Source organism: Aeromonas sp. FDAARGOS 1407 (assembly GCF_019048725.1).
Lineage (GTDB): Bacteria > Pseudomonadota > Gammaproteobacteria > Enterobacterales > Aeromonadaceae > Aeromonas > Aeromonas enteropelogenes.
This window is the reverse complement of record NZ_CP077399.1, coordinates 2,041,351-2,064,386: the sequence shown is the minus strand read 5'-3', so window position 1 is coordinate 2,064,386 and position 23,036 is coordinate 2,041,351. Positions and strand designations below refer to the sequence as shown.

At 60.0% G+C, this 23,036-nt stretch carries 17 protein-coding genes; 10 read left to right on the top strand and 7 right to left on the bottom strand.

Translation table 11 applies throughout. From position 1 onward, the window contains the following. Positions 1-110: 110 nt before the first annotated feature. From cadC to I6L37_RS10005, 3 genes are all read right to left on the bottom strand, one after another. Positions 111-1,640, bottom strand: a complete 1,530-nt coding sequence (cadC, locus tag I6L37_RS10015; RefSeq protein ID WP_216993938.1) for a lysine decarboxylation/transport transcriptional activator CadC — start codon at positions 1,638-1,640, stop codon at positions 111-113. 366 nt (positions 1,641-2,006) lie between these two features. Further along, a complete protein-coding gene (yjeH, locus tag I6L37_RS10010) occupies positions 2,007-3,287 on the bottom strand; it encodes an L-methionine/branched-chain amino acid transporter (protein WP_216993937.1) in 1,281 nt (426 codons plus the stop codon). 268 nt (positions 3,288-3,555) lie between these two features. Then, positions 3,556-4,848, bottom strand: coding sequence for an HAAAP family serine/threonine permease (locus tag I6L37_RS10005; RefSeq protein ID WP_216993936.1), 1,293 nt, complete (start codon positions 4,846-4,848; stop codon positions 3,556-3,558). A gap of 498 nt (positions 4,849-5,346) precedes the next feature. Between I6L37_RS10005 and I6L37_RS10000 the strand changes: the two genes are divergently transcribed. Beyond that, positions 5,347-6,285: a LysR family transcriptional regulator gene (locus tag I6L37_RS10000; protein ID WP_042027891.1), complete on the top strand. Its 939-nt coding sequence runs from the start codon at positions 5,347-5,349 to the stop codon at positions 6,283-6,285. Between the two features lie 73 nt (positions 6,286-6,358). After that, positions 6,359-7,771 (top strand): MATE family efflux transporter, encoded by a 1,413-nt coding sequence (locus I6L37_RS09995; RefSeq protein ID WP_216993935.1) that lies wholly within the window; start codon positions 6,359-6,361, stop codon positions 7,769-7,771. Between the two features lie 84 nt (positions 7,772-7,855). On the opposite strand, the gene tyrS is transcribed toward I6L37_RS09995, so the two are convergent. After that, complete coding sequence (gene tyrS, locus I6L37_RS09990) at positions 7,856-9,055, bottom strand: tyrosine--tRNA ligase (RefSeq protein WP_216993934.1); 1,200 nt, start codon at positions 9,053-9,055, stop codon at positions 7,856-7,858. A 109-nt stretch (positions 9,056-9,164) separates the two neighbouring features. Between tyrS and I6L37_RS09985 the strand changes: the two genes are divergently transcribed. Both I6L37_RS09985 and I6L37_RS09980 read left to right on the top strand, forming a co-directional pair. Beyond that, positions 9,165-10,490, top strand: a complete 1,326-nt coding sequence (locus tag I6L37_RS09985; RefSeq protein ID WP_216993933.1) for a peptidoglycan DD-metalloendopeptidase family protein — start codon at positions 9,165-9,167, stop codon at positions 10,488-10,490. 233 nt (positions 10,491-10,723) lie between these two features. Further along, positions 10,724-11,833 carry an anhydro-N-acetylmuramic acid kinase gene (locus I6L37_RS09980; RefSeq protein ID WP_216993932.1) on the top strand — a complete coding sequence of 370 codons (1,110 nt, stop codon included), beginning with the start codon at positions 10,724-10,726 and terminating at the stop codon, positions 11,831-11,833. Positions 11,834-11,858: 25 nt separating this feature from the next. Here the strand turns inward: I6L37_RS09980 and I6L37_RS09975 are convergent, their stop codons facing one another. Beyond that, on the bottom strand, positions 11,859-12,731 hold the full coding sequence (locus I6L37_RS09975; RefSeq protein WP_216993931.1) for a hypothetical protein: 873 nt from the start codon (positions 12,729-12,731) through the stop codon (positions 11,859-11,861). A 1,278-nt stretch (positions 12,732-14,009) separates the two neighbouring features. On the opposite strand from I6L37_RS09975, the gene I6L37_RS09970 reads away from it, so the two are divergent. Further along, positions 14,010-15,275 (top strand): RidA family protein, encoded by a 1,266-nt coding sequence (locus tag I6L37_RS09970; RefSeq protein WP_216993930.1) that lies wholly within the window; start codon positions 14,010-14,012, stop codon positions 15,273-15,275. 167 nt (positions 15,276-15,442) lie between these two features. Here the strand turns inward: I6L37_RS09970 and I6L37_RS09965 are convergent, their stop codons facing one another. Together I6L37_RS09965 and tkt are read right to left on the bottom strand one after the other, a co-directional pair. After that, positions 15,443-16,021, bottom strand: coding sequence for a hypothetical protein (locus I6L37_RS09965; RefSeq protein WP_216993929.1), 579 nt, complete (start codon positions 16,019-16,021; stop codon positions 15,443-15,445). 181 nt (positions 16,022-16,202) lie between these two features. Beyond that, on the bottom strand, positions 16,203-18,194 hold the full coding sequence (gene tkt, locus I6L37_RS09960) for a transketolase (RefSeq protein ID WP_124240461.1): 1,992 nt from the start codon (positions 18,192-18,194) through the stop codon (positions 16,203-16,205). A 352-nt stretch (positions 18,195-18,546) separates the two neighbouring features. Here tkt and metK point away from each other — a divergent pair, with 352 nt between their 5' ends. The 5 genes from metK (at position 18,547) to gshB (ending at position 22,921) form a co-directional block, all read left to right on the top strand. Continuing rightward, positions 18,547-19,698 (top strand): methionine adenosyltransferase, encoded by a 1,152-nt coding sequence (metK, locus tag I6L37_RS09955; protein ID WP_026457661.1) that lies wholly within the window; start codon positions 18,547-18,549, stop codon positions 19,696-19,698. Positions 19,699-19,767: 69 nt separating this feature from the next. Further along, positions 19,768-20,277: a SprT family zinc-dependent metalloprotease gene (locus I6L37_RS09950; protein ID WP_216993928.1), complete on the top strand. Its 510-nt coding sequence runs from the start codon at positions 19,768-19,770 to the stop codon at positions 20,275-20,277. Positions 20,278-20,351: 74 nt separating this feature from the next. Then, positions 20,352-21,056, top strand: coding sequence for an endonuclease (locus I6L37_RS09945; protein ID WP_026458599.1), 705 nt, complete (start codon positions 20,352-20,354; stop codon positions 21,054-21,056). Between the two features lie 65 nt (positions 21,057-21,121). Further along, positions 21,122-21,853, top strand: a complete 732-nt coding sequence (gene rsmE / locus I6L37_RS09940; RefSeq protein ID WP_216993927.1) for a 16S rRNA (uracil(1498)-N(3))-methyltransferase — start codon at positions 21,122-21,124, stop codon at positions 21,851-21,853. 114 nt (positions 21,854-21,967) lie between these two features. After that, on the top strand, positions 21,968-22,921 hold the full coding sequence (gene gshB, locus I6L37_RS09935; protein ID WP_216993926.1) for a glutathione synthase: 954 nt from the start codon (positions 21,968-21,970) through the stop codon (positions 22,919-22,921). Positions 22,922-23,036 lie beyond the last annotated feature (115 nt).

Genomic DNA, 23,036 nt, shown 5'->3' with positions numbered 1-23,036 from the left:
AGCGACTCTTGCAGCCATCCCTGAATAGCGGACGCCAGACAAGCAAAAGGCCGCCCGCAGGCGGCCTTCACGACTGACCTGAGTGGCGGTCAGCCGGTTTGTGCAGGCTCTCAGAACAGCTTTACCTTGCTCTGCCCCAGAGTATTGAACAGCGCCGGGGTCAGGGTCTCCATATTGCTGTAGAAACCGAGTTGCTGGCAGAGCAGATAGGTCTGCTCGGTGGCCTCCATCAGGAAAGCGTGGCTGTAGGCATCCCCCGCCGCCTCGGGGCGGCCATCCAGCTCGGCCAGCTTGCCCTGCAGTATGTAATAGAGCACGGAACGGCCCCGACCGGCGGCCTGCGCCAGCAGCTCGCCTGCCTGTTGCTGCTGGCCATTCAGGATGGCTCTCAGGCTCAGTGCCTCCCAGACCCGGGCGGGCAAGGTGGCGCTCTGGAGCTGCACCACATGGGCCAGATGATCGCCAATCTCCTGCAGGGGGTCGCTCTCGGGTTCACCCGTGAGCGTCGCCAGCACTTCACCGGCCAGATAACGCTCCGCCAGTAGCAGGGGCTGATCCGGCTGGCTGGCCAGGGATTTGTCGAGCAGGTCGACCCCCTGCTTCAGCGCCACCGGGTCGCGGCTGTTGGTGTAGTAGCGGGCCTCCATCATGGCGATCAGGGAACCCGCGTCTGTAGGCCAGCCCATGCCCGGCTGCGCCTGTGGCTGTTCGAGCACCTGCAGCAAATCCCGGCTGCTCGCCTGCAGCACCTCGTGAACGTTGTCGCGACTGAACAGATACTGGTGGCTGAACAGCACCCGGTTGGTATTGAGATTGCGATACTCCAGATCCAGATAGGCGCCTCTCGGCTGGCGGGAGACCCGCACGCTCAGCTCCTTGCCGGGCCTGATCCCCCCAATCAACCGGGTAGCCCCATACTGCACCCGCAGCGGCGTGGCGGCAGCCACCTCCCCCATCAGGGTGCGGGTGATGCCGTCGGCGAGGCGCACATCCTGGTTGTTGCCATCCAGGCCGGCGTGGAAGCGAAACACCAGCAGATCCGGATCCAGCATGGTGTGCACCTGGGGAGCGGCATGCTGGTAGCTGAGCATGCTGACGATGGCGACCAGCACCAGGGCGACGAAGATATCGAAGCTCGCCATCTTCCAGCGGCTGCGACCGTCCTTGCCATGGGTGGAAATGGCGCGGGTCAGCGGGCCGGCCGGGAAGGGGGTCACATTCTGCGCCGTCTCATCCGCCACCTTGTCGACGCTCTCCGGCTCGCCGTCCGTCTGGCTGGCGGCCGGCAACTCGTCCGCCATCACCAGACCGACCACCTGCTGCACGCGCACTGGTGCCACCAGCTTGTAGCCGCGCTTGGGCACGGTCACGATATAGTCGGCCGTATCGGTGCGGCCATCTTTGAGGATCTTGCGCAACTCGAAGATGGACTGGGTAACCACCTGATCGGTGACCTCGGCGCCCTCCCATACTTCGTTGATCAGGGCGTCACGACCAAACACGGTGCCGGCATTGCACGCCAGAAACCGCAACAGATTGACCAGTCTGGGCTCGAGGTAGACCTCCCGCTCGGGGCGCGACAACATGTTGTCATCCACCCTCAGGGTCCAGTCATGGATCTCAAAAATCGATTCGCTCATGGTTCACTCACTGCAGATGAAGACGATGCACGATGAGAGCGACGTAAGGCCGATACTGACGAAACGGCACAGGCAGCTGTCACACCGGGCGACAGCGTTGGGAAACCGTGAAGATAATCGGGGGTCAGTCTGGCCAGACCATCCTGTTACGTCTGGATGGCATCCTTGCGGGCACCCCGAACTCGGCGAACGGGGAAAATCACTTTAAGCAAAACGAGAGATAGATCCCACTTTTTTTGGCGACAAATCGCCTCTGAATTGATCCGGCACGGGGGTTTTAGCGGGCTGGCGGGCAAGTCAGTATCCATATGAAAAACAAAAGCCCCCGTGTAGCGGAGGCTTGTTCTGTCCTTTATCCGTAGCCCTTTACTTGCAGACGGCGAGCATGTCCCGTTCGCGGCTGCGGCGCAGATGACGGCGCCACAGGGAGAAGATGCCGTAGCCTGCACTCAGCACCACTGCATAGAGCACCTCGGAGGCGAGTGCCACCAGCACGGCGGCGCAAAGCAGCACACTGAGCCCCGCCAACCCCTTGCCCACCCCGCCGAGCAGACGCCAGCCCGCCGCCATGCAGAGCAGATAGACCAGCACGAAGTTGCCGTTGGCGTAGCGGATCAATTCATCCAGCGGCAGCTTCAGCCAGATGATCAGGGTGATAGAGAGCAGGCAGATGGCGAGCACCCAGCTGAGCGCCAGCAAGGGGGCGCCCCGGGCGGTGAGGCGGGCCAGGGAGGCGGGCAGCTTGCCTTCGCGCGCCATGCTCCAGATCAGCCGGGCAAAGCCCTGCAGATAGATGTTGATGCTGGCAAAACAGGAGAGGTAGCCGAGGATCGCCACCAGCCACTTGGCGGTGGGACCAAACAGCAGGGCCAGCAGGGAGGGGATGGCAGTGGCATTCTTCGCCTCGTCCCCATAGAGGCCATATTTCAGTACCACCAGCGAGTGGATCCAGTAGATGAGCCCCGCCAGCAGCACGCCACCGAGCAGGGCAAGGGGGTAATCCCGCTCTGGCCGCTTGAACTCCTCTCCCATATGGGCGAAGGCTTCCAGCCCGACGAAACACCAGAACATCACCGCCAACGCCGTGCCCATGGCGGGCCACTCACTGGCGGCCGGCAACGGCTGGGCCGCGTCACGCCAGCTCAGATCCCCCTTGAACCAGATAAGCAGGGTGAGCCCCAAAATGGCCAGGGCGATCAGCAGCTGCAGGTTGCCGGAGGAGCGCGCCCCCCGCAGCCCGAGCAGAAAGACGCCGAGCAGGGTGAGCAGCTGGATGCCCCACAGGGTCCACTCCCCCATGTCAAACAGGGCGTGCCAGAAACCGGCGGCGATCATCAGGGCGGCGGGCAGCCCCACCGGCAACACAGCCAGAAACAGGAAGGCGGAGAAACGCTCGGCGCCATTGCCAAAGGCGAGGCCTATCAGGTGCGGCGCCCCACCGGCATGGGGATAACGGCGCCCGAGGCGGGCGAAGGTAAAGGCGATGGGCAGCACCAACGCAATCAGCAGCAACCAGGCCCAGAGCGAGGCCCCACCCGCCAGCGACGCCGCGGTCGCCGGTACCACAAAGATACCGGTGCCGAGCAGGGAGGTAGCGAGCAGCCCCATCCCCTGCCAGAGCCCGAGATCCTTCTTCAACGCAGACATATCCTTTTGTCCCGATTCAAAAAATGTCCAGCCATGTTAGGCCTCCCCCGCCCCTTTGTTAAGCCTTTTGGCGCCAGGTGGCCAAGGCTTGTCGACTGATCACTCAAAAAGCGTCAATGGGGAAGAAACACGAGGAGAACCGCGCCATCCCTGAGAAGAAAATACAGGCGCGGCCCGCTCTGTTACACGGCGCATCGCTCAAGCTCGAAAAACAAAAAAGCCGCCTCTTGCGAGGCGGCTTTCTCTTTCAACTGATTGATCTGTGTTATCAGGCAATCAGCTTGTAGATGATGCCGGACATGGCGATCAGGCCAATGATGGTCACGAAGCCGTTGCTGATGTTGCCGGTGTACTTGCGCATGGCAGGTACCTTGGCGACGGCGTACATCGGCATCAGGAACAGCAGCATCGCGATGATGGGGCCGCCCAGGTCTTCAATCATGCCGAGGATGCTCGGGTTGATGGTGGCGATGGCCCAGGTGGTCAGGATCATGAACACCGCGGTGATCTTGTTCAGCTGCTTGGTGTCAACCTTCTTGCCCTTCTCGCGCAGCGCCTTGGCCATCAGGCCGTTCATGCCCTCTTGCGCACCCAGGTAGTGACCCAGGAAGGATTTGCTGATGGCAACCATGGCGATCAGCGGTGCCACGGTGGCGATAACCGGGTTGTCGAAGTGGTTGGCCAGGTAGGACAGGATGGAGATGTTCTGCTCCTTGGCAGCCGCCAGGTCAGCCGGGGAGAGGCTCAGCACGCAGCTGAACACGAAGAACATCACTGTCATCACCATCATGACGTGGGCGCCCAGCAGGATGTTGCTGCACTTCTTCTCGGCACCTTCACCGTAGCGACCCTTGTTGTCCACCGCGAAGGAGGAGATGATCGGGGAGTGGTTGAAGGAGAACACCATTACCGGAATTGCCAGCCACAGGGTCTTGATGAAGTCACCGCTGAAGGCTTCGGACAGAGCCGGCGCTTCGGTGATGATGGCACCGTTCCAGTGCGGGATCAGATAGAGCGCCAGGCCCATCAGGGTGATCACGAACGGGAATACCAGCACGCTCATCGCCTTGACGATCACGTCGCCACCGAGGCGAACGATCGCCATCAGGCCGAGGATCAGACCCAGGGAGAGCAGGACGCGCGGGGGCGGCGTCATGCCCAGCTGGTGCACCATCAGGCTCTCGACCGTGTTGGTAATGGCCACGGAGTACATCAGCAGGATCGGGTAGATGGCGAAGAAGTAGAGCAGGGTGATGAACTTGCCTGCGGTCTTGCCGAAGTGCTCTTCCACCACTTCGGTGATGTCGCCATCACGGGTGGAACCGGACAGCACGAAACGGGTCAGACCACGGTGGGCGAAAAAGGTCAGCGGCAGGGCCAGGATCAGCATGGCCACCAGCGGCCACAGACCACCGACACCGGCGTTGATCGGCAGGAAGAGCACACCGGCACCGATGGCGGTACCGTACAGACCCAGCATCCAGACCACATCGGCCTTGTTGAGGCCACGGGAAGCCTTGCTGGCTACAAGACCATCAGCTGCAATATTCATGTCAGACATATGTTGTTCCTGTCATCTAGGAAAAGGGATTCTTGTTGTTCATTCGGGCCTTGGCCCGGCTCCTCATCCCTGGAACAGCGGTCGTCCATGCTTGCAATTCATCACGTACACCCCGGCAATCAGGTCATCACTCCTTGTGACAACAAGACCGCAACAATCGGTGCCGCGAAACATAGCCATTGAGGTCCAAATCAGCACAGATTAACAATCTGGAAACAAGAGACGCTCTCGATGGAATGACTGTAATTAAAAGACCCTATCAATCACAGCGTTTTTTTGAATTAATCAACCAAAGTTTGATTCGAGTCGCCTTTCGACCGACCAAGATCACATTAGAGACGCCTTGCCTTGAATTTTTTTTAACAATTCAAATTTCATTTGGCATTTTCACCCCGCTTTTAGCCGTTACTTTTCGGCAACATCCTGTCTTTTGCTGTGGATTGTGCCCCGCTCCCCCTTGGCGTACCCTTGTGAGCCACACCTCTTCGTGGATTACCGATGACCATTACCCGTACCGATCTCGCCGAACTGGCGGTGTTTGCCGCCGTCGCCCGCCACCGCAGTTTCAGCAAGGCAGCCCTTGAGCTGGGCGTCTCTGCCTCAGCCCTGAGTCACAGTCTGAAAGGTATGGAAGAGCGGCTGGGGGTACGGCTGCTCAACCGCAGCACTCGCGCCGTGGTGCCGACCGAGGCGGGACAACGCCTGCTCAAGCAGTTGCTGCCCACCCTCAATACCCTGGAAGAGGCTCTCAGCGAGCTGGCCCGCAACAGCGACGAGCCGGTGGGACGGCTCAAGATCTGCGCCCCGCGCAGCGCCATCGACAGCCTGCTGGCGCCAGTACTCATCGACTATCTGGGGCGCTACCCCAAAATGCAGGTGGAGGTGGTGGAGCAGGAACTGATGCCGCGGATGATCGAGGATGGCTATGACGCCGCCCTCTTTTACGGGGATCTGTTGCCCAAGGAGATGATCGCCATCCCTCTGGGCCCGCCCCAGCGCTATCTGGTGGTGGGCTCCCCCGCCTATCTGGCACAGCACGGCATGCCTAAGCACCCGAGCGAGCTTAGCCGTCACGCCTGCATCGGCTATCGCCTCACCCCTCATCATCACTACCGCTGGGCCTTCGCCGCCGATGGCAACCTGCTGGAGATAGAGGTGACAGGGCCGCTCACCACCAGCACCCCTGCCCTCTATCTGGGGGCGGCCGAGGCGGGGCTGGGGCTGGCCTATTGCCTGGAAGAAGAGGTGACCCAGAAGGTGGCCCAGGGCAAGCTCGTCACGGTACTGGAGCCCTGGAGCCCCACCTTTGCCGGCTTCTATCTCTTCTATCCCAGCCGGCACCAGCTGGGCAGCGGGTTGCGCATCCTGATCGACATGCTCAAGGCGCACTACCAAAACCCTGAATTAATGAGTAATACTCATCAATTCATCAAGTAAAACCCGGATTATCACCAAAAAAGAATTAATCTAGACTGTCTGCTCGATAATCGAACTCCGCAAGAGAACAGATATGTCTGCCTATTTCACATTGCGGCAACGGGCCATGACCCGCCGCTTCTGGGCCTACGCCCTCCCCTCGATCCTCGCCATGCTGGTATCCGGTGCCTATTACCTCATTGACGGCATCTTCGTCGGCCATTTTGTCGGCGCCGCCGGCCTTGCCGGCATCAACCTGGTCTACCCCGTCATCATGGTGCTGATCGGTCTCGCCGCCATGATCAGCATGGGAGCGGCCACCGCCATCTCCTTCCAGCAGGGGGCGAAGAACATCCCGCTGGCACGCCAGGCGCTGGTCAATGCCCTCTGGCTGCTGCTGGTGCTGGGGGTGACCGCTCCCGTGCTGCTCTATTACACCCACACGGATATATTGCTGGGGCTTGGCATAGAGCAGGGCACCGAGACCTGGCAACAGGCCAGCGATTACCTCTACTGGATCGGTGGCGGTACCCTGCTGCTGGCCAGCAACCTGGCTGTGCCCTATCTGCTGCGCAACGACGGGCGCCCCAAGCTCGCCATGGTGCTGGTGAGCGCCGGCGCCGTGCTCAACATCCTCCTCAACTATGTGATGGTGGCCAAGCTGGAGCTGGGCCTGACCGGTACCGCCCAGGCCACCCTGATGGCGGAGGGGACGGTGAGCCTCATCGGCCTTGGCTACTTCTTTACCCCCTATGCCAGGCTGCGGCTGGGCTGGCGTGATCTGGTGCCCCATCTTCCCGCCATGCCAAACTTGCTCTTTACCGGCCTGCCGAGCCTCATCGCCCAGTTCAACCTGGGACTGCTGCTGATGCTGCACAACAGCCAGCTGATGGTGCATGGCAACGTGAAGGATCTGGCGGGTTTTACCGTGGCAGGTTACACCGAGGCGGTCTTTATCGTGATCCTGCAAGGGCTCGCCTTCGGTATCCAGCCCCTCATCAGCCAGGCAGCGGGGGCCAGGCGTCATCGCAATCTCAAGTACCTGATGGAGATGGGCCTCAAGTTCACCCTTATCTACGGCATGCTGGTGTGGCTCACCATCCAGCTGCTGCCCCGGCAGGTGGCCATGCTCTATACCGGCAGGGAGGATCCCGAACTCATCGATGCCGCGGTCAGCAGCCTGCTGCTCAACTTGGGGGCGATTCCGCTCGAGGGGGTCATCATGTTCGGCATAGTGCTGCTGCAATCCATGGCGCGCACCCGCCAGGCGCTGATCATCTCGATCGCCAAGACGGTGTTGCTGCTGCCGTTCATCTTCCTGCTGCCGCTGATGTGGGGCAAAGACGGGGTACTGATGGCCCAGCCCGCCACCGTGCTGCTGCTCACCCCGCCGCTGTGCTGGCTGCTGTGGCGCGAGTGGCTGCGCCTCAAGCGTGCCTGTGCACCCCAAACTCATCGGCGCCGAGCCGTGGCAACGGCGGCCCGCACCATCGAGCTGGCCCGCTGACGCTCGGCAAAGACCGTGAATGACAGATACAAAAAAGCCTCCACAAGGGAGGCTTTTTCATGGCAGCGGTGTTCAGATCACTGCTTATTTAACGGTCACCCGGGCAAACTTGCGCTTGCCGACCTGGTAGACGGCGGTGCCGACACCAATAAGCACCTTGCCATCCTCCAGCTTCTCGCCGTCAACCTTGACCGCGCCCTGCTTGATCATGCGCAGCGCCTCTGAAGTGGTAGCAACCAGCTCGGCGTCTTTGAGCAGGTTGGCAATCGCCAGCCCTTCCCCTTCCAGCGCCAGTTCGACCTCCGGCATCTCGTCCGGAATGGCGTTCTTGGAGAAACGCTGGGTGAAATCTTCGTGGGCCGCCTCGGCAGCCGCCTCGTCGTGATAGCGAGTGATGATCTCTTTCGCCAGCCAGATCTTGACGTCGCGCGGGTTCAGGGTACCGGCGGCGATGCCGGCCTTGAACTCTTCAATCTCGGCGAGCGGGCGGAAGGAGAGCAGCTCGTAGTAGTTCCACATCAGATCGTCGGTGATGGACATGATCTTGCCGAACATCTCGCCCGGGGCGTCGTGCACGCCGATGTAGTTGCCTGCGGACTTGGACATCTTCTTGACGCCGTCCAGACCCACCAGCAGCGGCATCATCAGCACGCACTGGGCGGCCATGCCGGCATCTTTTTGCAGCTCGCGGCCCATCAGCAGGTTGAACTTCTGGTCGGTACCGCCGAGCTCGACGTCCGCCTTCAGGGCGACCGAGTCATAGCCTTGCAGCAGCGGATAGAGGAATTCGTGAATGGCGATGGACTGGCCGTTGCTGTAGCGCTTCTTGAAGTCGTCGCGCTCCATCATGCGGGCCACGGTCTGCTTGGCCGCCAGCTTGATCATGCCGGTCGCGCCCAGCTCACCCAGCCAGCTGGAGTTGTACTCGATGCGGGTCTTCTTGGGATCGAGGATCTTGAACGCCTGCTCCGCATAGGTGAGGGCGTTGTGCTTGATGGCCTCTTCGGAGAGCGGTGGACGGGTGGTGTTCTTGCCGGAGGGATCCCCCACCATGGCGGTGAAATCGCCGATCAGCAGGATGATCTCGTGACCCAGATCCTGGAAGGTCTTCAGCTTGTTGAGGATCACGGTATGACCCAGGTGAATGTCGGGAGCGGTCGGGTCCATGCCCAACTTGATGCGCAGGGGGCGCCCTTCCTTCAACTTGGCAACCAGTTCTTCTTCAACCAGAATTTCTTCCGCTCCGCGCTTGATCTCGGCTAGCGCCACCTCGAGCTGGGACATTTTTTGACACTCCAATCACGATTCCACAGGGCCAGACATATTACTGGAATGGCGGGCCAATTGGAAAGGCTGTAAAATCCTTCCATTCTGCTCGACTGCATCAACTTCCATGGTTATTTGGCACGCCTTCAATTCTCTTCCCCACTGGCATCGCAAGATGGTGCTTATCCTGAGCATCCTGACCATGATGCTGATCGCCTGGCCCAGTGAACAGGCCGTCGCCACCCGGGTCGATGACAACGGCAACGAGATTGCCATGAGCGAGCAAACCGACGAGGCCTTCGCTCCTGCCGAGCTGACTGCACAAGTGGAGCAGCCGGTCACCCCGCCCAAACCGACCTATATCACCAAGCAGGTCAAGGTTCGCCGGGGCGACAACATGGGGATCATCTTCCAGCGCCTGGGTCTGAGCACCACTGACCTGCACCTTATCGATCAGCTCGAGGGCAGCAACCCGCTGCGCATGCTGCAGCCGGGCCAGGAGCTCACCTTCAAGCTCACCCAGAACGGTGAGCTGCACAGCCTTTATTATCCTCATAGCCTGGAGCAGGCCCTCAAGGTGAGTCGTCAGGATGACACCTTCGTGGCCCGCAACGTCAAGATGGCCCTCGATACCCGGGAGCTGGTCAGCAAGGGGGAGATCCGCTCCAGCTTCTGGGGCGCCGCCGTCGAGGCGGGCATGACAGAGGATCAGATCATGGATCTGGCCGCCATCTTCGGCTGGGACATCGACTTTGCCCAGGATCTGCAGCCGGGGGACAGCTTCCGGGTGGTCTATGAGGAGAAATTCCGCGACGATGAGCGGGTTGCCTCCGGCGATATCCTGGCCGCCGAATTCATCAACCAGGGCGAGATCTACCGCGCCGTCCTCCATGACGATGGCAACTACTACACGCCCCAGGGCAAGGCGATGCGCAAGAGCTTCCTGCGCGCGCCGGTCAACTTCAAATACATCAGCTCCAACTTCAACCCGCGCCGCCTCCATCCGGTAACCGGCAAGATCCGCCCCCACAACGGCATCGACTATGTAGCGCCCGTGGGTACCCCCATCATGGCGGCGGGCTCAGGCAGCGTGGTGGCCGCCGGCTACAACCAGTTCAACGGCAACTATGTCTTCATCAAGCATGCGGGCAATTATGTGACCAAGTACCTGCACCTCACCAAGCGCACCGTCAACAAGGGGCAGCGGGTGAAGCAGGGGCAGACCATTGGCACCCTGGGGGGCACGGGCCGCGTAACGGGTCCGCACCTGCACTATGAATTCGTGGTGGGCGGCGTGCACAAGAATCCGCGTACCCTCACCCTGCCCCAGGCAGAGACACTCACCGGACGGGAGCTCGCCAACTTCAAAAAACTGGCGACGCCACAACTGGCCAAGCTGGACAGCAGCGAGATCCAGCTGGCCCAGAACAAGCGAAGCAACCGCGGCAATTGAGCCTCGGGCGGGTCATTACCGCCGGATGACAACTAACAGTAACGACGGGGGCATGGCCCCCGGACTTTTATCTGGCGCCTTTGGCACATGACTGAAGGCGACACACGGGGAGACAAGATGAGTGAACGTGATACAGGGCCAATGTCGGGCACCGGAGCTGGCCCCGGCATCATGTGTCACCCTCTTCCTCTCTGTAACCCCTGACCAGGTTTCCCGTCATACAAGGAGATGCCATGAGTGAGCGCTATATCGGGTTGATGTCGGGTACCAGCATGGACGGGATAGATGCCGTACTGCTGGCCATCGACGGGGAGCGACTTAAGGTCGAGGCGGCGCTCTGCCACTCCTGGCCGGCACCGGTTGCCCGCGAGCTGCATGCCCTCTGCACCTCGGGCGAGAACGAGATAGATCGCATGGGCGTCGCCGACAACCTGGTGGCCCGGGAATTTGCCGCCGCCACCCAAGCCCTGCTCGCCAAAGCCAAGCTGACCCCTGCCGATATCCGCGCCATCGGCTCCCATGGCCAGACCATCCGCCATCGCCCACAACTCGGGTTTACTCTGCAGATCGGCAACGCGGCCCTGCTGGCGGCCCTCACAGGTATCGATGTAGTGGCCGATTTTCGCACCATGGATATGGCCCTCGGTGGCCAGGGCGCCCCGCTGGTGCCCGCCTTCCATCAGGCACGCTTCGCCAGCCCCGGCGCCCTGCGAGTGGTGCTGAACCTCGGCGGCATCGCCAATATCTCTGTGCTGCCGGGCAGCGCCGACGGGGTATACGGTTTTGATACCGGCCCCGCCAACACTCTGCTCGATGGCTGGTATCGCCGCCATCACCCGCACGGGGGCGATTATGACGCGGGTGGCCGCTGGGCGGCCACTGGCACTCTTATCCCCGAGCTGCTCGCGCAACTGCTGACTCACCCCTACTTCGCCGCCCCCTGGCCCAAAAGCACGGGGCGCGAGATGTTTACCTTGGCCTGGCTGGACGAGGCACTGGCGGGTCAGGCTTACGACCCTGCCGATGTGCAGCGCACCCTGCAGGCACTGACCTGCCACAGCATCGCCAGCCAGCTGCCGGCCCTTGAGGGAGTGGCCGAGCACGGCGAACTGTTTGTCTGTGGCGGCGGCGCCCATCACGGCCCGCTGCTGGCGGAGTTTGCGGCGCTCTTGCCCGGGTGGCGCATCACCACCACCGACGAGCTGGGCATCGCCCCGGACTGGGTAGAGGGGGCCGCTTTCGCCTGGCTGGCGCAACGCTTTATCCATCGCCTGCCCGGCAACTTGCCCGCCGTCACCGGCGCCAGCCGCCCCGCCGTGCTGGGCGCCCTCTATCCCGCGTAAGCACAGGGCTCGATATCAGGATGCCCTAAGCGGCGTCCTTGAACAGGCGAGCAACCTGTTGCCACAGCCAGACAAACGGGGACGGCCTGGGGGCCACCAGATTGACCTGGCTGAGGCCGGCGCGCGCCTCACAGCGCATCAGGTTCTGGATGTAGTAGGGGTGAGAGCGATTGATCAGCTGTGAAGCCTGGTAGGCCCACAACTTGGGCACTCCCCAGAGAGTGCTGGCAATAGCGCCGACGATGCAGAAAAAGGCGGGCTCCCGTATCCCCATCCTGGCCCCGTTCTCCAGCGCCTCCTTGAAGGAGCCCGAGTGGGCGATGCAGGTGAGGATATTGACCATGAAAGCCTCGTAATCGTCCCCCTCCCCCTTGCCAATCCGCGCCGTCAGATCGGGCGCCGGGCGATAGCCAAACTGGTGGCCTATGTCTTCCAGCACCGCATTGCGCTGGCGGATCACCTTGCCATAGAACATCAGCATCACCACACAGTCGATCACCTTGCACAGCACCTCGTAGTGAGGGTGAGCCTTCTTGGGACGCGGCGCCGTCAGCAGCGCCAGCTCCTCGGAGATGGCGATCAGACCGACAGGCACCGCGGTGGCGATAAAAGAGAGGTCGATGGAGAGCGCCAGTCCCTCGTCCCCTTCCAGCCGGGCCACGATGACGTGCTCGGCAAACAAAAGACGCTGGCGCTCGATATAGGCCCCATAGATCAGCTCCCGATACCGCTTCTGTGGGTAAGGGGTATTGAGCAGGGTCTCTATGGTCATGATGGCGGCCGACACGCGACCATGTAGTTGATAACCAAGGGGAATGGGGAAGTGTTTCCCCAGCTTGGGAGGCAAGGAGTGCGAGCCCCCTTGACAGTACATATCACCCAGAACAAAACCCAACATAAGCCCTCCACCATCAGGTAAGGGCGACCGCATTGCGATCGCGCTGGCCAACTTCCTGGCAGTTGAGTGCCGGACTCTGTGTGCTATCCGGCAGACCCTTTGATGACCATACCAACACCACCATCAACAGGCGATCAAAAAAGCAACATATTGCATATCAGCTCCCGTTATTCATTGTGTTGCCGGGCGGCTACGACAAAATGACAAGCGGCTGCTCTCTTCGATCATTTCTATTTTTTAAACAATCAGTTAGGCGATAGTTTTTCAAGATGATGCGCCATATCCCCCAGCCCCCGTGTCCATATAACGCCCGGGGAGTGCAGCCATGGCGGCATTTTGTGGCACGGGAAGGGCTTGTCAAGTCACCGCCGCTTCTGTCGCAGCTCACACTCAACCCGCTGAGCATCTTTCCCCCTCAAGGCACTCTTATCGCCTTATCGTTTTATCGCCGAGCAGGACGCCGGGGGATGAGAGCCAATCCGAAACAACCCGTTCCCCGCGTACCACTCGGCGGATCAGATTGGCCAGCAACCGAGCGATGGCCGCTTATTTCGGTGCTGCAAATTCATGGCATATTTCGTTATTACCAAGGCAATCAGAAAGGAGCCCTTTTCACCTGTTGGTGCGTCATGGACGCACAATACCGATATCACTCTTATAGGTCGCCCATGCAGCGCCACTGAATTATATTCCAGATGCATCTTTATTGACGCAGGCAGGCATATTTTCCAGCGTTTGGGTAGCCCCTAAAAAATCCTGAAAATACATATCTATGCACAATTGAATGCATGAACTGCCGGGTTTCGGCATATTATTAACGCTTTATTCACAGAGTCGCCCCCTATTCGACCCAGGAGAGAGCCTTGCCATAGCTGATGTGCCCTGGTGTTAAGAGTCATTCAGCCCGCTTTGTCCCCCTCCTGCCCGTGAATTGAATCGCAATCTGGCTATATTTCAGCGCGTTGAGCCATCTCATAGAAATGAGATCCCGGTTTGCATCCCGTGTTCGCGCCTCATAGGATTTCCCCTGTCTGAAATCATTAACCCAGCCCGGGCTTCTTTTTATCAAATCCCTCAATTGATGGATTTGGTCATAAATAGAGGCAGCGGCTCCTGTGTTTGCCTTTATAGCCTTATGCCTGCAGTGATTGCGGGCCAGGGTAAATATTAAAGAGATAAAACACGGCAAGGCAGGAGCGACGTCAAAATAGATAAGGCGTTGGCGAGGGTTAACCTGTCCCTACATCGATAACCAGTATTACAACGAGGAATATCACCATGAGTGACACCATCATCAAGGCTGCCAGAAATACCTCCAATGCCCCCCAGGGCCTGGGCCCCTACACCCAGACGGTGGCTTTCTCCCACTACAACAATATTGCGGCCCAGTTACCGGTCGATCCCCGCACCGGCAAGCTGATCGAAGGTGATGTCAAAATGCAGGCCAGACAGTGCCTGACCAATATCAAGGCCATCGTCGAGAGCATCGATCACGTGATGGACGATATGGTGAAACTCACCGTATTCCTCAGCGACATCGCCGAACTGGATGCGGTCAACGAGGTCTATCGCGAATTCTTCCCGGGCTATGTGCCGACTCGCACCTCCCTGGCGGTAGCCGCCCTGCCGCTGGGCGCCAAGGTTCAGATGGACGCCATCATCTCCAACGGCGAAGGCACCTATCCGCAGGCCCCCTGCGCCCTGGTGAAGCTGGCTCGCAACAGCAGCCGTGCGCCGCAAAGCGCCCTCTCCACCCAGACCGTTGCCTTCTCCCACTACAACAACATCGGCGCCCAGCTGCCCATCGATGCAGCCTCCGGCCAGCTGGTTGCCGGTGGCATCAAGGAGCAGGCGGCCCAGTGCCTGAATAACATCAAGGCCATTCTGGAGGGGATCGACGTGCCCTTCGACGATATCGTCAAGGTGACCGTCTATCTGAAAAACCTCACCGATCTGGATGCCGTCAACGAGGTCTACACTACCTTCTTCCCGGATTCCGCCATCGCCCGCGCCGCCGCCTATCTGCCGGCCCGCAGCGTGATTGCCGCCTCTGCCCTGCCGATGGACGCCCTGGTGCAGATGGATGCGGTCATCTCCCACGGTGACGGCACCCCGCCCCAGCTGGTGGAAGACAGACACAACTTGGTGATCCGCGCCCGCAATACCGACAAGGCACCGCGCAGCCCCCTGCACACCCAGACCGTCGCCTTCTCCCACTACAACCATATCGCCGGGCAGCTGCCGGTCGATCTCGCCACCGGCAAGATCCTGACCGGTTGCGTCAAGGAGCAGACCGCCCAGTGCCTGAACCATATCAAGGCGATTGTGGAGAGCATCGACCATGTGATGGACGATATCGTCAAGGTAAATATCCAGCTGGCCCGTATCGAGGATCTGGAGGCGGTCAACGCCATCTATACCCGCTACTTCCCGGATTATCAGCCCGCCCGCACCGTGATCGCGGTACGCGAGCTGCCCGCAGGCGCCCTGATCCAGATGGATGCCGTGATGTCCAATGCAGAAAGTACCCCGCCGCAGGCGTAAGGTTGCGTTAAATAATAAAAAGAGACCGGCCGATGGCCGGTCTCTTCTTTGGTAACACGAAGGGATATTACTTTTATGGTATCGACGTAAAGAACGCGAACGTCCGATTATGCTTCGCTAATCGAACCTACGGGCTAATCAAATCTACAGACAATAATTTTTAATGCTTATCTTTTATCTATTGCCTTTTTAATTTCATTATAATAGTAGCCTTCTTCAGGCTCTTGACCAAATGCAATCTGCATCATCATTTTGATCATCATAATGGTTCCGACTTGAATTCCTTTTTCATCTATTTCTTGTCCTGAATAATCTGGGTGGATTGATATTTCATAATTCATGATCCAATAGACACCAATTTTGTTGGTAACCTCAAGCATTTTATTAAAAATGCCTACATCAACCTCATAGTCTGGCTCTGATATAAATTTAGGTAAATTATGTGCAACTTCATTACGATGTGCTATTGATTTTTCAAAATCCTCGATATCGATGTCACTTATAGCTCCTTGTTCTTTGAACCATAACAATGATGCTTTAAGAGGGCTTCGACCAAAAGACATAACATCCTTGGAATATTCCTCACTCAGAGTCTCACCATTGATTTCCCAGCTATCAGTAAAAAAGTCTCTTGGTTTTGATATAATGAAATCTTTACACATTTCATATGATGAAATATATACAGAAGCGCTCATCAAGTTCTCTCGCAACTTCTTTGGATTTGTTAACTTTTCCCATGCTTCCATGACTATATTCCGAGCAATTAAAAATTAAATTGAAGAATAACTCACTATATAAGCAGTTATAACAAATTTTTAATTGTATATTTCAAACCATAAAAAACGCCCCCCATCTTGCGATGGAGGGCGTTTTGTTGTTCCGGCTATTGGGCCAGAGCGGCCCAATGGTCAGGAATTACAGGGACTGTTACAGGGACTCAGCGGTCGCAACCACGTTTTCCACGGTAAAGCCGAATTCCTTGAACAGCAGCTCGGCCGGCGCGGACTCGCCGAAGGAGCGCATGCCGATGATCTTGCCGCCAAAGCCCACGTACTTGTACCAGTAGTCGGCGATACCCGCTTCGATAGCCACACGCTTGGTGACGGCCGCCGGCAGGACGGATTCCTTGTATTCGGCGGATTGAGCGTCGAATACGTCGGTGCAAGGCAGAGAGACAACGCGCACGGCACGGCCCTTGGCAGTCAGCTGCTCATAGGCGGCCACGGCCAGCTCCACTTCGGAACCGGTGGCGATCAGGATCAGCTCCGGGGTACCGGCGCAATCTTTCAGCACATAACCACCCTTGGCGGCATCGGCCAGCTGCTGGGCAGTGCGGTCCATCTGGGCCAGGTTCTGACGAGAGAAGATCAGAGAGGTCGGGCCGTCGGTACGCTCGATGGCGTGTTTCCAGGCGATGGCAGACTCTACCTGGTCACACGGGCGCCAGGTGCTCATGTTCGGAGTCAGACGCAGGGAGGCGATCTGCTCGACCGGCTGGTGAGTCGGGCCATCTTCACCCAGACCGATGGAGTCGTGGGTGTAAACGAAGATGGAACGCTGCTTCATCAGGGCGGCCATACGCAGGGCGTTGCGGGCGTACTCCATGAACATCAGGAAGGTGGCGCCGTAGGGGATGAAACCACCGTGCAGGGCGATACCGTTCATGATGGCGGACATGCCGAACTCGCGTACACCGTAGTGGATGTAGTTGCCGGAGGCATCGTCGTTGGTCAGGGACTTGGAACCGGACCACATGGTCAGGTTGGACGGAGCGAGATCCGCGGAGCCACCCATGAATTCCGGCAGCAACTTGCCGAAGGCTTCCAGAGCGTTCTGGGAGGCCTTGCGGGTGGCGATCTTGGCCGGGTTGGCCTGCAGGTTTTCGATGATCTTGGCAGATTCTGCAGCCCAGTTGGCCGGCAGTTCGCCAGCGCTGCGGCGCTTGAACTCGGCAGCCAGCGCCGGGTGAGCGGCTTCATAGGCGGCGAACTTGGCAGCCCAGTCGGCTTCCAGCGCAGCGCCCTTCTCGCGACCGTTCCACTCGGCGGCGATGTCGGCCGGGATCTCGAACGGTGCGTGGTCCCACTTCAGGAAGGCGCGGGCAGCGGCGATCTCGTCGTTGCCGAGCGGTGCACCGTGGCAGTCGTGAGAGCCGGACTTGTTCGGGGAGCCGTAACCGATGATGGTGCGGCAGCAGATCAGGGTCGGCTTGCCGGTCTCGGCCTTGGCGGCTTCGATGGCGGCGTTGATCGCTTCCGGGTTGTGACCGTCAACGGCCGGGATAACGTGCCAGCCGTAGGCTTCGAAGCGCTTGACGGTGTCGTCGGTGAACCAGCCTTCCACGTGACCGTCGATGGAGATGCCGTTGTCATCCCAGAACGCGATCAGCTTGCCCAGTTGCAGGGTACCGGCCAGGGAGCAAGCCTCGTGGGAGATACCTTCCATCAGGCAGCCGTCGCCCATAAAGGCGTAGGTGTAGTGGTCAACGATGTCGTGACCCGGCTGGTTGAACTGCTCGGCCATAGCCTTCTCGGCGATCGCCATGCCCACGGCGTTGGTGATGCCCTGACCCAGCGGACCAGTGGTGGTCTCGACGCCCGGCGCGTAGCCGTACTCCGGGTGACCCGGGGTGCGAGAGTGCAGCTGGCGGAAGTTTTTCAGATCATCGATGGAGAGGTCATAACCGGAGAGGTGCAGCAGGGAGTACAGCAGCATGGAGCCGTGGCCGTTGGAGAGGATGAAACGGTCGCGGTCGGCCCACTTGGGGTTGTTCGGGTTATGTTTCAGGTGGCTGCGCCACAATACTTCGGCGATATCCGCCATTCCCATGGGGGCGCCCGGGTGACCGGAGTTGGCTTTTTGAACGGCATCCATACTCAATGCACGAATGGCATTGGCAAGCTCTTTACGAGAAGGCATCTGTATCTCCTGCGATTGCTTCATTTGATGGCCAAGATTAAGGCGCGTTATTGTCCCAGCAGGGCGCGCGCCGTGCAAATGTTATCTGGATGAATAAAGTGGCTTTGGGAGGACAATCGCTTTTCTCGCCTTGGGTTGGCGGCCCAAACCGGCTGCAAACGTTTGATCTCCATCCCTTTGGAGATAGCGGGGCGTCATAAGAAACCAATCTGGCCGGTAGCGGGAAAATAGTACTGGCATTCAAGGGGGGCGCTAACTAGAATAGACGTCCAGATGTAGATACCTCTACAGTCATCCCAATATCACCCGGTTATTGCACTGGCGATAACCCGGACAAACTGAGAATTTCATCATGGCAAAGCTGTTTACTTCCGAGTCGGTCTCCGAAGGCCATCCCGATAAAATCGCGGACCAGATCTCCGATGCGGTGCTGGACGCCATTCTCCAGCAAGACACCAAGGCGCGCGTCGCCTGCGAGACCCTGGTCAAGACCGGCATGGTCATGGTGGCCGGTGAAGTAACCACCTCTGCCTGGGTCGATATCGAAGAGATCGTGCGTAATACCGTGCGCGAAATCGGCTACACCCACTCCGACATGGGCTTCGATGCCGACTCCTGCGCCGTGCTGAACGCCATCGGCAAGCAGTCCCCTGACATCAACCAGGGCGTTGACCGCAGCGACCCGCTGGAGCAGGGCGCCGGTGACCAAGGCCTGATGTTCGGCTACGCCACCAACGAAACCGACGTGCTGATGCCGGCCCCCATCACCTACTCCCACCTGCTGGTCAAGCGCCAGGCCGAAGTACGCAAGAACGGCACCCTGCCGTGGCTGCGTCCGGATGCCAAGAGCCAGCTGACCTTCGCCTACGACGACGCAGGCAAGATCCTGGGCGTGGATGCCGTGGTGCTCTCCACCCAGCACTGTGACTCCATCAGCCACAGCGACCTGGTGGAAGCGGTACGCGAAGAGATCATCAAGCCGGTGCTGCCGCAAGAGTGGATCACCAAGGACACCAAATACTTCATCAACCCGACCGGCCGTTTCGTTATCGGCGGCCCCATGGGTGACTGCGGTCTGACCGGTCGCAAGATCATCGTCGACACCTACGGTGGCATGGCCCGTCACGGTGGTGGCGCCTTCTCCGGCAAGGATCCGTCCAAGGTTGACCGCTCCGCCGCCTACGCTGCCCGCTACGTGGCCAAGAACATCGTTGCCGCCGGCCTGGCTGATCGTTGTGAAGTGCAGGTCTCCTACGCCATCGGCGTGGCCGAGCCGACCTCCATCAGCGTCGAGACCTTCGGCACCGCCAAGGTGGCCGAGGATCTGCTGGTCAAGCTGGTGCGCGAGCACTTCGAGCTGCGCCCGTATGGCCTGATCGAGATGCTGGATCTCAAGCGCCCGATCTACCAGGCTACCGCCGCCTATGGTCACTTCGGTCGCAACGAGTTCCCCTGGGAGCAGACCGACAAGGCCGAGCTGCTGCGCGCTGCCGCCGGCCTGTAAGGCTCACGGTTGTGATATAAAGGGGAGCCTGGCTCCCCTTTTGCTTGTCTGCCGACCACCGGAAGTCCCATGTCTGCCCAGCTAGAATCCCTGCTCCATCAACGCGTTGACGCCTGCTTCACCCGGGCCGAGGCACGCCTTGGCCGAACCTTCCCCCGCCCGCGCATTCATTGCAACATGCGGGGCCGGGCGGCCGGGTCGGCACGGTTGCAAACCTGGGAACTGCGCTTCAACCCCGCCCTCTATCAGGCCAACCAGCAGGCCTTTCTGGCCGAGGTGGTGCCCCACGAGGTCGCCCACCTGCTGGTCTATGCCCTCTGGGGTGAAGGGCGCGGCAAGGCGCGGGTACTGCCCCACGGCAGGCAGTGGCAGTCGGTAATGCGGGAAGTGTTCAACCTTGAGCCCAGAACCACCCACAGCTTCGATCTCGCGGTACTGGCACAGCCGACCGTGCCCTATCGCTGTCAGTGCCAGCTGCATCAGCTGTCGATCCGTCGCCACAACAAGGTGATGCGCGGCGAGGCCCGCTATCACTGTCGCCGCTGCCATACGGCACTGGAACGGGCCCAGACGGAATAAGCCAGCCTGTGTCGCACCTCTGTGCTAGGGTGCCCGCTTCGTTACGTTAAACTGCTTTATTTTCAAGGATCTCCATGTTTCGTCCGCTGTTGTCCCTCACTCTGACCCTGCTGGCCGGTTTGCCGCTGCTCAGCGCCCCCCTGCATGCCCAGACCTTTCGCGAAGCCAAGCAGGATCTGGTCAGGCTCTACCAGACCCAACCCGCCGTCACCAGCTTCTACTGTGGCTGCGACATCGACTATCAGGGCAGGAAAATGAGCCCGGATCTCGCCAGCTGCGGCTATGAACCGCGCAAGCAACCCAAGCGCGCCGCCCGCATCGAGTGGGAACACGTGGTGCCCGCCTGGGAGTTTGGCCACCAGCTCAAATGCTGGCAGGAAGGAGGCCGCAAAAACTGCGGCAAGAGCGACGAGTTCAACAAGATGGAAGGGGACATGCACAACCTCTACCCCGCTATCGGCGAGGTGAACGGCGATCGCGCCAACTTCCGCTTCTCCGACTGGAACGGCAAGCCGGATCAATACGGCCAGTGCCAGATGCTGGTGGACTTCAAGGATCGTCGGGTACAGCCGCCCAAGGGGCCGGTACGCGGCCAGATCGCCCGCGCCTACCTCTACATGAGCCAGCAGTATGGGCTGCGCCTTGCCGCGCAACAGCGTAGACTGTTCGAAGCCTGGGATCGCCAGTACCCGGCCGAGGGCTGGGAGTGCGAGCGCAACCGTCGCATCGGCAAGCTGCAGGGCAATACCAACCCCTTTATTGAAAAGCAGTGCCAATAACCCTATCTAATGGCGAGGATCAGGCATCCTCGCCTGTTGAACGAGCAAGAGACTGATAAGCCGCCATGCGCATTCCACGTATCTATGAACCGGCCACCCTGCAGGTGGGCCAGACCCTCGCCCTGTCGGAAGACGGTGCCAACCACATCGGCCGGGTGCTGCGCATGCAGCCGGGCCAGCAGCTCGAACTGTTCAATGGCGACGGCAACCAGTATCCCGCCACCATCACCAGCGTCGGCAAGAAGTCGGTGGACGTGACCATAGACTGCTGCGAACCGCGCTCGGTGGAGTCACCGCTCGCCATTCACCTGGGCCAGGTGATCAGCCGCGGCGACAAGATGGATTTCACCATCCAGAAATCGGTGGAGCTGGGCGTCACCTGCATCACCCCGCTCTTCTCCGAGCGCTGCGGCGTCAAGCTGCCGGCGGATCGGCTGGAGAAAAAACGCGAGCAGTGGCAGAAAGTGGTGATCAGCGCCTGCGAGCAGTGCGGCCGCAACGTGGTGCCAGAGGTGCGCATGCCGATGGAGCTGGACGCCTGGCTGGCGGAAGAGACCAAAGAGCTCAAGCTCAACCTGCACCCGCGCGCCGAGTACAGCATCAACACCCTGCCGGTGCCGGAGCATGGCGTGCGCCTGCTGATCGGCCCGGAAGGGGGCTTGTCGAGCGACGAGATCGCCCGTACCGTGCAGGAAGATTTCAAGGAGATGCTACTGGGGCCACGGGTGCTGCGCACCGAAACCGCCGCCCTGACCGCCATTACGGCACTGCAGTGTCGCTTCGGCGATCTCGCTTGATACTATCGGCCGCATCAATCAGCCCCATGGCTGCATCGACGCAGCCGCAAGCGGACGATTACGCTGCGCTAATCGACCCTACAACCCTATCGAGCCATTAAAAAGGAACAGCGGATGACCATTAAACTCGGCATCGTGATGGACCCTATCTCGTCCATCAACATCAAAAAGGATTCCAGCTTCGCCATGCTCGAAGAGGCGCAAAAGCGCGGCTACGAGCTCTTCTATCTGGAGATGAAGGATCTCTACATGCAGGAAGGCCGGGCATTTGGCACCATGCGTCCGCTCACGGTCAAGCATGACTACGCCAACTGGTTCAGCCTGGGCGAGGTGGTCGATCAGCCCCTCTCCAGCCTGGACGTGATCCTGATGCGCAAGGATCCGCCGTTTGACACCGAGTTCATCTACGCCACCTACATGCTGGAGCGTGCCGAGGACGAGGGCTGCCTCATCGTCAACAAGCCCCAGAGCCTGCGCGACGCCAACGAGAAGCTCTACACCGCCTGGTTTGCCGAGCACACCCCGACCACCCTCGTCACGCGTCGTGCCGACAAGCTGCGCGCCTTCCACGCCCAGCACAAGGACGTCATCCTCAAGCCGCTGGACGGCATGGGTGGCGCCTCCATCTTCCGCATGAAGGAGGATGACGCCAACGTCGGCGTCATCATCGAGACCCTGACCGAACACGGCCAGCGCTACTGCATGGCCCAGACCTACCTGCCGGCCATCAAGGAGGGGGACAAGCGGGTGCTGGTGGTGGACGGCGAGCCGGTTCCCTACTGTCTGGCGCGCATCCCGGCCCAGGGCGAAACCCGCGGCAACCTGGCCGCCGGCGGTCGTGGCGAGGCACGCCCCTTGAGCGTCTCCGACTGGGCCATCGCCCGCGCGGTGGGGCCGACCCTGAAGGAGAAGGGCCTCATCTTCGTCGGACTCGACATCATTGGTGATCGCCTGACCGAGATCAACGTGACCAGCCCGACCTGCATCCGCGAGATCGAAGCGGCCTTCCCGGTGCACATCACCGGCATGCTGATGGACGCCATCGAGCGCCGTCTCGGCAAAGCCTGATCACGGGTACGGCTGGCAAACAAACAGCAACGAAAGAGGCGGCACCCTGTGCCGCCTCTTTTTTGCCTCCGGTTTCTGCCGCTGACGCGAGAAGCATCATGAGCCATTCAGCCCC